Source organism: Thauera sp. SDU_THAU2 (assembly GCF_038260575.1).
In the GTDB taxonomy this organism is placed as follows: domain Bacteria; phylum Pseudomonadota; class Gammaproteobacteria; order Burkholderiales; family Rhodocyclaceae; genus Thauera.
In genome coordinates this window covers 666,855-680,125 of the sequence record NZ_JBBWUN010000003.1, presented here as the reverse complement: position 1 = coordinate 680,125, position 13,271 = coordinate 666,855, and the positions used below count along the sequence as shown (strand labels likewise).

The following is a 13,271-nucleotide window of genomic DNA, read 5'->3' as shown; positions in this document are numbered from 1 at the left end:
CCCATTGAATCGTTCTCCGCTCACAGTTTCTCGATGATCGTGACGTTGGCCTGGCCGCCGCCTTCGCACATGGTCTGCAGGCCGTAGCGTCCGCCGCTGCGCTCGAGCTCGTGCAGCAACGCGGTTGCCAGCCGCGCGCCGGTGGCGCCGAGCGGATGGCCGAGGGCGATGGCGCCGCCGTTGGGGTTCATGCGCGCCGGGTCGCAATCCAACTCCTTCTGCCAGGCCATGACGACCGAGGCGAAGGCTTCGTTGATCTCGACCACGTCGATGTCGCCGATGCCCATGCCGGCCTTCTTCAGCGCGGCGCGGGTGGCGGGAATCGGCGCCGTGAGGTGCCAGATCGGATCGTCGCCCATCACCGACAGGTGGTGGATGCGGGCGCGCGGCGTGAGCTTGTAGCGCTTCAGCGCCGCTTCCGACACCACCAGCAGCGCCGCCGAGGCGTCGCAGGTCTGGCTCGACACCGCGGCGGTGATCGACGGGTAGTCAGGGCCGACCGGCTCCAGTTCGGCCATCTTCTCGAGCGTGGACACGCGCGGCGTCTCGTCCTTCGACACCCCCTCGAGACCGACGATCTCGCGCTCGAAGCGGCCTTCGGCGATCGCCGCCAGCGCGCGGCGGTGGCTTTCGAGCGCGTATTCCTCCATGTCGCGGCGGCTGAGCTGCCAGTGGTCGGCGATGCGCTGGGCCGAGTAGAACTGGTTGACCGGCTGGCCGCCGAAACGCGCCTGCCAGCCCTTGCTGCCGGAGAACGGGTCGGGAAAGCCGAGCGGCTGGCCGGCGAGCATCGCCGACGAGATCGGGATCTGGGTCATGGTCTGCACGCCGCCGACCGCGACCACGTCCTGCGTGCCGCTCATCACCGCCTGCGCGGCGAAGTGCAGCGCCTGCTGCGAGGAGCCGCACTGGCGGTCGACGGTGGTGCCGGGCACGTTCAGCGGCAGGCCGGCGGCCAGCCAGGCCGTGCGCGCGATGTCGCCCGCCTGCGAACCGATGGTGTCGACGCAGCCGAAGATCACGTCGTCGTATTCCTCGGCCGGAACCGCATTGCGCTCGACCAGCGCCTTCAGCACATGCGCGCCGAGATCGATCGCATGCACGTGGGACAGGCCGCCCTTGCGCCTGCCGGTAGGGCTGCGCAGGGCATCGACGATATAGGCTTGCGCCATCTTCATTCCCCGAAAGTGTGGCCGGGGCCGAGCGCGGCGCCTTCGGCCAGGATCGCGCCAGCAACGCGCGACTTGTGGAAACCGCGGTCGCCCCAGGCGGCGTCCAGCGCCCAGGCCCGCTTCATGAACATCTGCAGATCGACTTCCCAGGTGTAGCCCATCGCGCCGTGCACCTGGATGCCGTTGCGCGCCGCCAGCCAGGCGGCATCGCCGCAGGCGAGCTTGGCGTGCGACACGCGCGCGTCGGCGCCCGCCTCGCCCTGCGCCAGCGCATAGGCGGCGCGGTACAGCACCGGCTTGGCGAACTCGATGCGGGTGGCGACGTCGGCCAGGTGGTGCTTGACCGCCTGGAAGCTGCCGATCGGCTTGCCGAACTGCTTGCGCTGCGCGGCGTAATCCACCGACAGGTCGAGCATGCGCTGGGCCAGGCCGAGCAACTGGCCGGCGACCGACAGCGTGCCGCGGTTCAGCGTCTGCGCCCACAGCGCGCGGCCCGCTTCGCCGTCGGCGAGCAGGGTGGTGGCGGCCGGCGTCCAGTCGACACGGGCGAGCCGGCGCGACAGGTCGATGCTGGGGTTGGCCTCGACCTCGACCTGGGCGCGCGGCACGGCATGCACGGCGTCGCCGTCGGCGAGCAGCAGCAGGTCGGCGGGGTTGGCGTCGGCCACCAGCGGATTCACCGCATGGCCGACGGCGATGCGGATGCTGCCTTCGGCGATGCGGCCGAGCCATTCTTCGCGCGATGCGGTGCCGGCCGGCAGCGCCGTGATCAGCCCGGCGGCGACATAGGCGGTGTCGGCCAGCGAATCGGGGATGGCGTAGTAGCCCAGCTCCTGCGTCATCAGCGCCCAGGCGACGTCGTCCATGCCCAGGCCGCCGCAGTGCTCGGGCACCGACAGTGCGGTGAGGCCCTGTTCGGCGATGTTCTTGCGCATCTCGGGCGAACGCCCGGTATCGGTCTCCCAGATCTCGCGCAGCATCTCGGGCGCGGCTTCGGTCATCAGGAAGCGGCTCACCGCCTCGCGGAAAGTGAGTTGGTCGTCGGTGAAAGTGAAGTCCATGGCCGGCCTCTTACTTGGGCAGGCCGAGCATGCGCTCGGCGATGATGTTGCGCTGGATCTCGTTGGTGCCGGCGTAGATCGGGCCGGCCTGGGCGAACAGGAAGCCGTCGAGCCAGCGCGCGGCATCGACGGACGCGGGCGCATCCGCGGTCAGCTCGCCGCGCGCGCCGAGGATGCGCATCGCGGTTTCGTGCATCTTCAGGTCCAGTTCCGACCAGTAGATCTTGTTCGTGCTGGCCTCGGCGCCGATGCGCGCGCCTTTCGCCAGGCGGCCGACGGTGTGGTAGGCCGACAGCGCGTAGGCCTCGGTGCCGGTCCAGGCCTCGATCACGGCGTCGCGGATCGCGGGGTCGCGGTCGGCCGCTTCGCGGTTGGCCTTGTACAGCTCAATCAACCTGCGCGCGGTGTATTGGAAGCGGGCCGGCGAGCGCAGCAGCAGGCCGCGCTCGAAGCCGGCAGTGGCCATCGCCACGTGCCAGCCCTGGCCTTCGTCGCCGATGCGGTTGTCGACCGGCACCTTGACGTCGTCGAAGAAGATCTCGGCGAAGGCCTGCTTGCCGTTGAGCGCCTGGATCGGCCGGATCGTCACGCCCGGCGCGTCGAGCCGCAGCGCCAGGTAGGACAGGCCGTGGTGGCGGCTGGAAGCCGGATCGCTGCGGAACAGGCCGAACAGCCAGTCGGCGAAGATCGCCCGCGTCGACCAGGTCTTCTGGCCATTGACCACGTAGTGGCTGCCGTCGGCCGACAGCACCGCCTTGCTCGTGATCGCCGCCATGTCCGAGCCGGCGTTGGGCTCGGACCAGCCCTGCGCCCACATGTCCTCGCTGGAGGCCATGCGCGGCAGGAAGCGCGCCTTCTGCTCTTCGGTGCCGAACTCGATCAGGGTCGGGCCGAGCAGCAGTTGGCCGTTCTGGTTCACCCGCATCGGCGCGCCGGCGCCGTAGTATTCCTCTTCGAAGATCAGCCACTCGATCAGGTCGCAGCCGCGGCCGCCGAGCGCTTCGGGCCAGATCACCATCGACAGGCGCGCGTCGAACAGCTTGCGCTCCCATTCGCGGTGCTGCTCGAAGCCCTCGCGGGTGTCGTAGCTGAGCAGCGGCTCGGACGGCAGGTTGGCCGCGAGCCAGGCGCGCACTTCCTCGCGGAAGGCTTTTTGCCGGGGGGTATAGGCGAGATCCATGGTGTCCTCAGAACTTGGCTTCGCGTTTCTCGACGAAGGCGCGGCGGGTTTCCGCCGAATCCGGGCTGGTGTAGGCCTGCAGCGTGAAGCCCTGCTCCCAGCGGTACTTGTCTTCCAGGTTGCCGTCCTCGATGCCGTTCAAGGCCTCCTTGGCGATGCGGATCATGGCCGGGCTCTTGGCGGCGATCCTGCGGGCGATGTCGAGCGCCGCCGCGCGCAGCTCCGCCTTCGGCACCACGCGCTCGATGAAGCCGTAACGTTCGGCCTCGGTCGCGCCGATCTTCTCGCCGGTGAAGAACAGGTAGCGCACCTTCTGCACCGGGAACAGGCGCTGCAGGTGGGCGCCGCCGCCCATCGCGCCGCGATCGACTTCCGGCAGCGCAAAAGTGGCGCAGTCGGCGGCGACGACGATGTCGGCCGCGCCGGTGATGCCGATGCCGCCGCCGAGCACGAAGCCATGCACGGCGACGATGACCGGCACCGGGCAGCGATGCACGGCCTTGAAGGTGGCATAGTTGCCGCCATTGACGGCGACGATGCGTTCGGGATGGGCGTCGAGCTCCTTGATGTCGACGCCGGCGCAGAAGCCGCGGCCCTCGGCGCGGATCACGATCACCCGCACGTCGGGGTCGGCGCCGAGTTCGTCGATGCGCCGCGCCAGCGCGAACCATTCGCTGCTGTCGAGCGCGTTGACCGGCGGCTTGTCGATGACGAGTTCGGCGATGCCGCCCTCGATGCTTGTCTGGAATGCGTGGCTCACGTTGTCGGGCTCCCTGGGGTTCTGGTCTGCGCTGGTTTCCGCGCCGTCAGGCGACGGCCTGGATGTCCTCGTTGCTGCGGGCGGCGGCGCCGGCGTCCAGCCGCGCGTACAGCGCGGCGAGGCAGGCTTCGGCTTCGGCGGCGATGCCGTGGATGACGTCCTCGCAGCTTTCGAGCTTGCCGATCGCCGCCGCCACCTGACCGCTGGGCAGGATGCCTTCGTCCGGAAAGCCTTCGACCATCGAGCGCTGCAGCAGCACCGGCTGGTTGGCGGACATCACCGTCTGCGACACCGCGCCGGGGTCTTCCTTCAGCGCCTGGCGGAACACGCCGAGCATGTGGCCGAGGCTCATGCCGGTCTGCCGCTTCCACTGCCAGGCGCTCCGCACCGCGATCAGCAGCCGGCCCAGCGGGCTGGCCGCTTCGAGGCGGTCGATGAAGGGGTTCTCGATCATGCGGTGGCGCATGCCGTCGACCGCCAGCGTCACCCTCACCTTCTGCGGGTCGTCCACCTTCAGGTAGCGCGCCAGCGTCGGCGGCGGCGTCGGCGAATCGGTCGTCATCAGGAAGCGGGTGCCCATCGCGATGCCGGCGGCGCCTGCCGCCAGCGCGCCGGCCAGGCCGCGGCCGGTGGAATAGCCGCCGGCGGCGATCACCGGCACCGGCACCGCCGCCAGCACCTGCGGCAGCAGGATGGTGCTGGGCACGCCGCCGGTATGGCCGCCGCCCTCGCCGCCCTGGATGGTGATCATGTCGGCGCCCAGCTCGACGGCCTTGATCGCGTGCTTGAGCGCGCCCACGGTCGGGATGCACAGCACGCCGGCTTCCTTGAAGCGGGCGATGGTCTTGCGGTCCGGGCCGCGGCCGTAGCTGACCGCGCGCAGGCGGTACTGAATCGCCAGGTCGACGCACTGCGCGGCGTTCTCCTGGAACATGTGGAAATTCAAGCCGAAGTTGCTGCCGCCGGTGGCGGCGGCGACCTTGCGGATCTCGTCTTCCAGCTTGCCGGCGTCGATGGTGGCGCCGGCGAGGAAGCCGAAGCCGCCGGCCTTGGTGGTGGCGATCACCAGGTCGGCATCGGCCACCCAGCCCATCGCGGTCTGCACGATCGGGTAACGGCAGCCGAGGCGCTCGGTGAGCGGCGTGCGCAGCAGCGCGGAGAAGTCGGTGGGCACGGCGGCGCGCGTCATGCTTCGCCCTCCGTGGCAGCGCGCTTGTTGGCGCTGGCCATCGCCCTGGCGTCGTAGCCGCCGAGCTTGTCGCCCGACAGCAGTTCGTTGTGGGTATGGGCGAAATGGTGCCAGGCGAAGACCGCATCCATCGCCGTGCGCTTGCCCTGCAGGTCCTCGACGTGGTTGATCGCCTGCTTGGTCAGCGCCAGGCCCATGCGCGGCTGCGCGGCGATGCGGGCGGCGAGCGCATAGGTCGCCGCTTCCAGTTCGGCGCGCGGCACCACCTTGTTGACCATGCCCATCTGCCAGGCCCGCTCGGCGCCCATGCGGTCGCCAGTCATCAGAAACTCCTTGGCGATGCGCGGGTTCAGCTCGTAGGGATGGGCGAAGTACTCGACGCCGGGAATGCCCATGCGCACCACCGGATCCTGGAAGAAGGCATCGTCGCTGGCGACGATCAGGTCGCACACCCAGGCCAGCATCAGCCCGCCGGCGACGCAGGCGCCCTGCACCATCGCGATCGTCGGCTTGGGCATGTCGCGCCAGCGCCGGCACATGTTCAGGTACACCTCCTGCTCACGCGCATAGAGGTATTCGCCGCCCGGCTTGTTGGTGTGGTCCCACCACATATGCACCCGCTCGAAAGGCTTGTTGATGTCGCGCCCCGGCGTGCCGATGTCGTGGCCGGCGGAGAAATGCCTGCCGTCGCCGCGCAGCACGATGACCTTGACCGCGTCGTCATCGACCGCACGGCGGAAGGCCGCGTCGAGCGCGTAGGTCATCTGCGAGTTCTGGGCGTTGTTGAATTCGACGCGGCTCATCGTCACCGTGGCGATGCCGTCGGCGACGGCGTACTTCACCGGCGCGTCGGTTTCGTACACCGCCTCGTCTGGGCGGCTGACGAAGTTCTGGTCTGGGGCGCTCATGTCTGTCCGCTCCTCTCAGGCAGCCGCCCGCACGCCCGGCGGGTTGCCCTTGAGCTGCGCGGCGCGCAGACCGTGCGGGTCGAGCCGGCGGATGATGGCGAGCTGCTCAGCGTTCGGCCGCGGCGTCTCGCCCAGCTCCGGCGCCTTCAGCAGCGGGAAGCCGGTCTTGTCCTGGACTTCGTCGAAGCCGACGCCCGGATGCAGCGAGCGCACCCGGACCGCGCGATCCGGCCCGTCGAAATCCAGCACGCACAGGTCGGTGACGATGCGGCGGATGTCCATCAGGTCCCGCCTCATGCCGGGCTCCCAGCGCGCCGGATTGAAACCGGCGCCGGACACCATGTCCACCTCGCCTTCGACGAACACGCGCTTGCTGTGATTGGGCACGAAGAAGGAGTTGATGTGGTTGATGCTGTTGCCCGGCAGGCCGCGCACGCCGAGGATGGCGGCCTTGGGCTTGTCGTAGTCGCCGACCACCGACAGGTTGGTCTGGCCCCAGCGGTCGATCTGGGTCGGGCCGATCATGGCGTGGCGGCGGCCGCCCCACACGCATTCGAAGACGCGCTCGAAGGACATGTAGCCGGAATACTTCGGCACGAAATCGCCGCGCGGCCCGAGCGGAATCGGCTCTTCGACCAGGAAGCATTCGCTGTCGGTCATCAGCAGCTCCGGCGCATAAGTGAGCTTGGCCAGGCTGGCGCCGAGGCGCGGGATCACGCCGATGCCGGAGGCCAGCACTTCGCCGTCGCCGCGCCAGGCTTCGGAAGCCGCGGCGATCATCAGTTCGGCCAAGGAAAATTCAAGCTTGTCGCTCATGCCGCTCATGCTCCTCAAAACACCGGCAGGGGCAGCGCGCCCATGCGTTCGACGCCGCCGTTGGCGGCCTGGTAGGCGGCCTCGCCCGGGCTGACGAATTCGTCCATGTAGGCCTGCCAGCCGCCTTCCTCGGCGGCGCTGGCGACGTAGCGCTTGAAATGGCTCATGTCCCAGCCGTAGTCCGGCGCGCAGGTGGTCGGATGGGCGCCGCCGGGCGCATGCACCACGCCTTTCACCAGATAGCGCTCGAAAGTGTTGAAGCGGGCCTGCTCGGGCGTCAGCGCCAGCCGTTCCTCGACCCGCTCGGCCGACACGTAGCAGGCATCCGCGGCGCGGGCGACGAGGTGGTCGAAATAGGGATCGCCGCCCAGGATCAGGGTGTTGCCGAGCCGGTCGGCGACATTGACGTGCACCAGCGCGACGTCGAGCTTCAGCGCCGGCATCGCCAGCAGCACTTCGCCGTCGTCGTAGGGCGAGCGGATGGTCTTTAGCTCCGGGTTCAGCTTCGTCACGTCGGTCGCCAGGCCGCAGCGCGTCGGCAGGAAGGGCACGCGCATGCCGGCGGCGCGCAGCCCCCACTGCCACATGCCCTCGTCGAGTTCCATCAGTTCCAGTCCGCCGGCTTCGCGCACCTTGCGGTACCAGGGTTCGAGCGGGATCGCGTCGAGCGTGGCGAAGCCGAAGATCAGCTTCCGCACCTTGCCGGCGGCGCACAGCATGCCGACGTCCGGCCCGCCGTAGGACACCACGGTGAGATCCTTCAGGTCCGAGCGCAGGATCTCGCGAACGATCGCCATCGGCTTGCGCCGCGGCCCCCAGCCGCCGAAGCCGATGGTCATGCCGTCCCGAAGCCGGGCGACAACATCGGCCGCCGTCATCTGTTTGTTCATGGATGCTTTCCTGTTGCCGGCCGCGCTCAGGCGGCCTGTTCCTGCCGCTGGCCGACGCCGAAGTCGTGGCCCCAGATGCTGACGCGGGTGAATTCGAAGGCGGTGTGGCGATCCCAGTCGAGCTGCAGGCCGCCGAAGCCGTATTCCAGGTCGAAATCCGACGGCGTCTTCATGTAGAAGGAGATCATGCGGTCGTTGAGGTGCTGGCCCAGCGTCGCCGACAGCGGCACCTTGTGGGCGATGCGGCGGTCGTGGGCGCGGCCGACCTCGGTCATCGAATCGACTTCCACCATCACATGCACGCAGCCGCTCGGCACCGGGTATTCGGCGATCGCCAGGCTGTGATGGCGGGCATTGCCGCAGTGCATGAAGTGGATGCGGACCGGCGGCGCGGCCGGATCGGGGCGGAAGTTGAAGATGTCGGACAGGCCGAAGCCGAGCACGTCGCGGAGGAAGGCCGCGGTGGCGTCGAAATCGGGCGCCGGCAGCACCGTGTGGCCCAGGCCCATGTCGCCGGTGACGAAACGGGGCACCGCCTGCGGCGAGACGAAGGGCTGGCAGTCCGACAGATGGCCCCAGCACAGTTCGTGGCGGTTGCCCGACGGATCGGTCAGCACCGCCACCGCCTGCATGCCGCGCTGGGCCACGGTGGCGGCGTCGGCCAGCGCGTAGCGCACGCCCTTCGTATCCAGTTCGGCCAGCGCCGCCTCGAATGCCTCCCTGCCCGGCAGTTCCCAGCCCGAGGCGAGGTAGCGGCGCTCCGCGCCCTGCACCACCAGGATGCGGAAGGGGCGTTCGTCCATCTTGATGTAGAGCCCGCCGCCGGGCGCCGGCGAACTCATCATGCCGAGCACGTTCTCTGCGTAGCCTGCCCATTCGGCGAGATCGTCGATCTGAGTGACGATGTAGGCCAAACCGCGAATGTCGATCATTGCTGCCCCCAGGATTGGTCGGATACCTGGGAGCATTGTGCGAACTGCCGGCCGCGCCATCATCGTCCGTTGAGACTACGACGCTGGACTTGCCGCGGCCCCGGCGGCGGGCTCAAAGATTGGCGTTGAAGCCGGCCATCATGCCGCCGTCGATGGCGATGGCGATCTCGCCGCCGGCGCAGCAGGCGGCCTCGACATCCACGACAACATCTGCGCCCGGCTGGCTGAACGCAGCGGCGCCCCACTCGCCGACGCAGCGGGGTGCGTGTTCAGCGCGGCATCACGCTTCCATCAGCGGACAATGCTGCACGCGCGAAATGATCTCGTCACGCGACGGCAGCGTCTTGAGGTCGTAATTTGCCTGCATCACCAGCCACGATGCGGCATCGCCACCGAAGTACCGGGCAAGGCGAAATGCAGTGTCGGCGGTGATCCCGCGCCGCTCCTTCACGATCTCATGGATGCGGGTGGCAGGCACACCCAGCGCCAGGGCCAGCGCATTGACGCTCAGCCCGATCGGAGCCAGGAAATCTTCGCGCAGCACCTCGCCAGGATGCACAGGGCGCATGCCGTCGATGGGTTTGCTCATGACGCCTCCTCAGTGGTAATCAACGATTTCGACATCGGCCGGGCCATTGTCGGTCCATGCAAAGCACACGCGCCACTGGTCACGCAACGTAATACGCCAAGAAGGATGTCACCCTTGCCGGCCGCACAAAAGCGGCCTGCGGCGGCAGGCCAAACCCCGGTTTATTTTTCCAGCCTCGATCAAGGCGAGGGCCAAAGGCCGCGGAGGAGAATGCACCGAACCGGAGAAAGCCCGCGATCACGGCATCGCGCCGGCCCCCGCCGCCGCAGGCTGCCGGGCCGGTTTAAGCAGGAAATAACCGAGCGCCGGCAGCAGAATTCCGGCCCCCAGCATATTCCAGACGAACATGAAGCCAAGCAGGATGCCCATGTCGGCCTGGAATTTGATGGGGGATGCCACCCAGGTCGCAACAGCCACACCCAGGGTAATGCCGGTCAGGGCGACGACTTTCCCGGTGAATAGGAGCGCCCTGTAATAGGCTTCGGACAGACTCATTCCTTCCCGCAGGCGTGCCAGCGTGACCGTCAGGATATACAGCGCGTAGTCGACGCCAATCCCCACGCCCAGGGCAATGACCGGCAGGGTCGCCACCTTGACGCCGATCCCCAGGAAGACCATCAGCGCCTCGCAGAGTATCGACGTAAGCAGCAGCGGCAGCACAGCGCAAACCACGGCCCGCCAAGAACGGAAAGTGACGAAGGCGAGCACGATCACCGCCGCATAGACGAGCAGGAGCATCTGGACGTTGGCCTTCCTGACGACGATATTGGTCGCAGCCTCAATGCCGGCGTTGCCCGCCGCATTGAGGAAGCGGACTTCCGTCGTGTCGTTCCGCTCGGCGAAGGACTCGACCGTGCGCACGACCGCGTCGAGCGTTTCTGCCTTGTGATCCTTCAGGAAGACATAAACGCTCAAAAGATCGCACTTCTGGTTGAACAACTCCCTCGGCGCCCGCGTTGCGATCGCGTTCAGCATGTCCTGCGTGCGCGGAAGCTCGTACCATTTGAGGCTGCCCTCGTTCATGCCCGCAGCAGCCCGCTTGCTCAAGGCCGCGAAGGAATTGGTGGACTCCACGCCGGGCAGTTGCTGCAGCTCCGACTCCAGGGCATCGACGTCGCTCAGCGTCTCGTATTTGACGCACGCGAACTCGGGCGTCCTCACCATCACCACGAAAACGTCGCTGCTTGCCGCATAGTTTTCCACCATGAACGCATTGTCGCGGTTGTAGCGGGAATCCGGCCGAAGTTCCGGCGCCCCCGGATCGAGGTCGCCGACTTTCAGCTGCAGGCTGGCCACGAAGCCGAAAACGCCAAGGGCCATTGAAACGACAATGGCGACGGTCGCCCACTTGCGCCGGGTGAACAGATCGAGGAAGGCCCAGAGCGGATGCTTGCGATGCGCCCGGTCCTCCCTGTCCGCGCGCTCTTCCTTCAGGCTGCGCTTCGCAGCCGCTGCGCTGACCCCGGTGTAGGAAAGGAAAACGGGCAGCAGCACCAGATTGGTGAAAATGAGCGTTCCGACCCCCATGCTGGCGGTGATCGCTAGATCCTTGATCACCGGGATGTCGATGATCATCAGCACCGCGAAGCCCACCGCATCGGCGAGCAGCGCGGTCAGGCCGGCAAGGAAAAGGCGGCGGAAGGTATAGCGCGCCGCCACCAGCCGGTGCGTGCCGCGCCCGATGTCCTGCATGATGCCGTTCATTTTCTGGGCGCCGTGGCTCATGCCGATGGCGAACACGAGGAATGGCACTAGGACGGAATACGGGTCGAGTTCGTAGCCCAGGGTCGGCAGCAGGCCGAGCAGCCAGATGACCGCCACGAGCGAGCACGCCATCACGAGCGCGGTGCTTCGCAGACAGCGCGTGTAGGCGTAGAGCACGACGCTGCAGATGGCAATGGCCAGTGCAAAGAAAAGAGCGACCTGCTGCAGGCCATCGATCAGATCGCCGACGATCTTCGAGAATCCGGTGATGTAGATCCGGACGCCGGCGGATTCGTGCTTCGCACGCAGCTCTTCGAGCTTCCTGGAAAACTCGTGGTAGTCAAGGCGGGTGCCATCGGCAGCGACGTCGTTCAGCGGCAGGAAAATGACGCTGGAAGCATAATTGGCGGCAACCAGTTGCCCGATCTCGCCCGAACGCTCGACGTTCTGTCGCAGTTGCTCGAGGCTTGCGCTGCTGCCGTCGTAGTCATCCGGAATGACCGGCCCGCCGTCGAGCCCCTCTTCCGTGACTCCGACCCAGCGCGTCGAGGGTGTCCACAGGGATTTCATATAGGGACGATCGACGCCGGGCAGCAGGAACAGCTCGTCGTTGAGTCGACGCAGCGTCTCCAGGTAGCCTGCGCTGAAAATGCTGCCGTCGACCGCCTCCACCGCAATGCGGACACTGTTTCCCAATCCGGCCAGATCCTGGCGATTCTCGAAGTAATTGAGGATGTAGGGATGGTGCGCCGGAATCATCTTTTCGAAGCTGGCATTCAGCTTCAGCCCCAGGGCCTGAAAACCCAGGATCAAGGTCAGCGCCAGGCAGACTACCATAACGACCAGGCGGTGGTTGAAGAAGGCCCGTTCGACGAAATTGCCGGAATTGGCATCGAAATCCTTGATATCGCGGATCACGGGATGTTCGGCAAGAGAGGTATCGTGGTTCATGGCTCGCTACCCACGGCAGGCTGTGAAAAGCCGGCCAGTCCGAGGCCGCGGGCCCCGGCCAGGACGAACCGGCCGGGGCTCACCTCGAGAATGGCGTTCAGCGGCGTCTGTTTCGGCAGCGGGCTCCGCTCGAATCGCCGGCCTTCGTCACGGCTGACGAAGACGTTTCCGCTGTCGTCGGTCAGCATCACGGCGCCGGATTTCGTGCGTAGCCCCGCCGTCAAGGCACCGTTGGTCTGGACAAGGCATTTTTCCCACGTGCTTCCCTGATCTCCGGACCAGTAGGCATTGCCGCGCATGCCGAAGACGACGACATTCCTGCCGGCGGAGACCATGCCGAAATACGTCCCTTGATAGGGCGTCGCAACGGATCGGAACGAAGCGCCGCGATCCCGGGACACGAACAGGGCACCCTGTTCGCCGGCCAGCCAGATCGCTTCATCGGTCGCCAGAATACTGTAGAGATGCAGCCCCTTCGGATTGTCGATCCGGTCCAATCGGGGCCGCCAGGTCCGGCCGCCGTCCGATGTCGCAAAAAGAAGCCCATAGGCTCCGACAAGAAAACCATGCGCCTTGTCGATGAAGTGGATGCCGAGAAAAGGCTTGTCCGGTCCGTCGGCCACCAGGCGCGCTGCCTCGGCAGCCAGTTGCGGGTCTGTCCCTGCTGCCTGCGCCGATTCCGCCACCAGGGCCGCAGCCTGCTTTCCGTCGAGCACCTTGGCCCAGGTCCGGCCGCCATCGTCGCTGCGCAGGACGACGCCGCTGTGACCTACCGCCCAACTGGTCTGCACATCCGAGAATGCGACGCTGGTCAAGGTGACGCTGACGGGCACGCTTGCCTGATGCCAGTGCGTCCCTTCGTCGTCCGAGTACAGCACTAGCCCGCGCTCGCCGACGGCATTAAGCCGCGTACCCGCCTTTTCGACCGCCAGAACGACCGACGTGAGCGCCCGCTCGTTCGTCCGCGACAATGCCGGTCGTTCCAGGACATCGAGCGCAGCGTGCGCCGTCGCGCCGACTATCGCGATGCCGACGATCATGACGTGCCCGAGCCTCGTCAGGCACCTCTTGTCATCAAGATTCATATCATTGCTCCTCCGCCCGGGATGCGGGGGGACT

12 protein-coding genes are annotated in these 13,271 nt (G+C 67.2%); all 12 read right to left on the bottom strand.

The annotated features are described in order from the left end of the window. Positions 1–20: 20 nt before the first annotated feature. Positions 21–1,172 carry an acetyl-CoA C-acetyltransferase gene (locus AAFL97_RS04250; RefSeq protein ID WP_341643867.1) on the bottom strand — a complete coding sequence of 384 codons (1,152 nt, stop codon included), beginning with the start codon at positions 1,170–1,172 and terminating at the stop codon, positions 21–23. Between the two features lie 2 nt (positions 1,173–1,174). After that, complete coding sequence (locus AAFL97_RS04245; RefSeq protein WP_341643866.1) at positions 1,175–2,233, bottom strand: acyl-CoA dehydrogenase family protein; 1,059 nt, start codon at positions 2,231–2,233, stop codon at positions 1,175–1,177. Positions 2,234–2,243: 10 nt separating this feature from the next. Then, on the bottom strand, positions 2,244–3,413 hold the full coding sequence (locus AAFL97_RS04240) for an acyl-CoA dehydrogenase family protein (RefSeq protein ID WP_341643865.1): 1,170 nt from the start codon (positions 3,411–3,413) through the stop codon (positions 2,244–2,246). Positions 3,414–3,420: 7 nt separating this feature from the next. Next, a complete protein-coding gene (locus AAFL97_RS04235) occupies positions 3,421–4,173 on the bottom strand; it encodes an enoyl-CoA hydratase family protein (RefSeq protein WP_341643864.1) in 753 nt (250 codons plus the stop codon). Positions 4,174–4,219: 46 nt separating this feature from the next. Then, positions 4,220–5,362 carry an NAD(P)H-dependent flavin oxidoreductase gene (locus tag AAFL97_RS04230; RefSeq protein WP_341643863.1) on the bottom strand — a complete coding sequence of 381 codons (1,143 nt, stop codon included), beginning with the start codon at positions 5,360–5,362 and terminating at the stop codon, positions 4,220–4,222. Beyond that, positions 5,359–6,270 (bottom strand): enoyl-CoA hydratase, encoded by a 912-nt coding sequence (locus tag AAFL97_RS04225; protein ID WP_341643862.1) that lies wholly within the window; start codon positions 6,268–6,270, stop codon positions 5,359–5,361. Before AAFL97_RS04225 ends, AAFL97_RS04230 begins: the two co-directional genes overlap by 4 nt. A gap of 15 nt (positions 6,271–6,285) precedes the next feature. Then, on the bottom strand, positions 6,286–7,086 hold the full coding sequence (locus AAFL97_RS04220) for a CoA-transferase subunit beta (protein WP_341643861.1): 801 nt from the start codon (positions 7,084–7,086) through the stop codon (positions 6,286–6,288). 14 nt (positions 7,087–7,100) lie between these two features. Further along, positions 7,101–7,976 carry a CoA transferase subunit A gene (locus tag AAFL97_RS04215; RefSeq protein WP_341643860.1) on the bottom strand — a complete coding sequence of 292 codons (876 nt, stop codon included), beginning with the start codon at positions 7,974–7,976 and terminating at the stop codon, positions 7,101–7,103. 26 nt (positions 7,977–8,002) lie between these two features. After that, positions 8,003–8,908 carry a VOC family protein gene (locus AAFL97_RS04210; RefSeq protein ID WP_341643859.1) on the bottom strand — a complete coding sequence of 302 codons (906 nt, stop codon included), beginning with the start codon at positions 8,906–8,908 and terminating at the stop codon, positions 8,003–8,005. A gap of 280 nt (positions 8,909–9,188) precedes the next feature. After that, a complete protein-coding gene (locus tag AAFL97_RS04205) occupies positions 9,189–9,497 on the bottom strand; it encodes a HigA family addiction module antitoxin (protein WP_341643858.1) in 309 nt (102 codons plus the stop codon). A 237-nt stretch (positions 9,498–9,734) separates the two neighbouring features. Then, complete coding sequence (locus tag AAFL97_RS04200; protein ID WP_341643857.1) at positions 9,735–12,152, bottom strand: efflux RND transporter permease subunit; 2,418 nt, start codon at positions 12,150–12,152, stop codon at positions 9,735–9,737. Further along, positions 12,149–13,237, bottom strand: a complete 1,089-nt coding sequence (locus tag AAFL97_RS04195) for a WD40/YVTN/BNR-like repeat-containing protein (protein WP_341643856.1) — start codon at positions 13,235–13,237, stop codon at positions 12,149–12,151. Before AAFL97_RS04195 ends, AAFL97_RS04200 begins: the two co-directional genes overlap by 4 nt. Between the last annotated feature and the right edge of the window lie 34 nt (positions 13,238–13,271).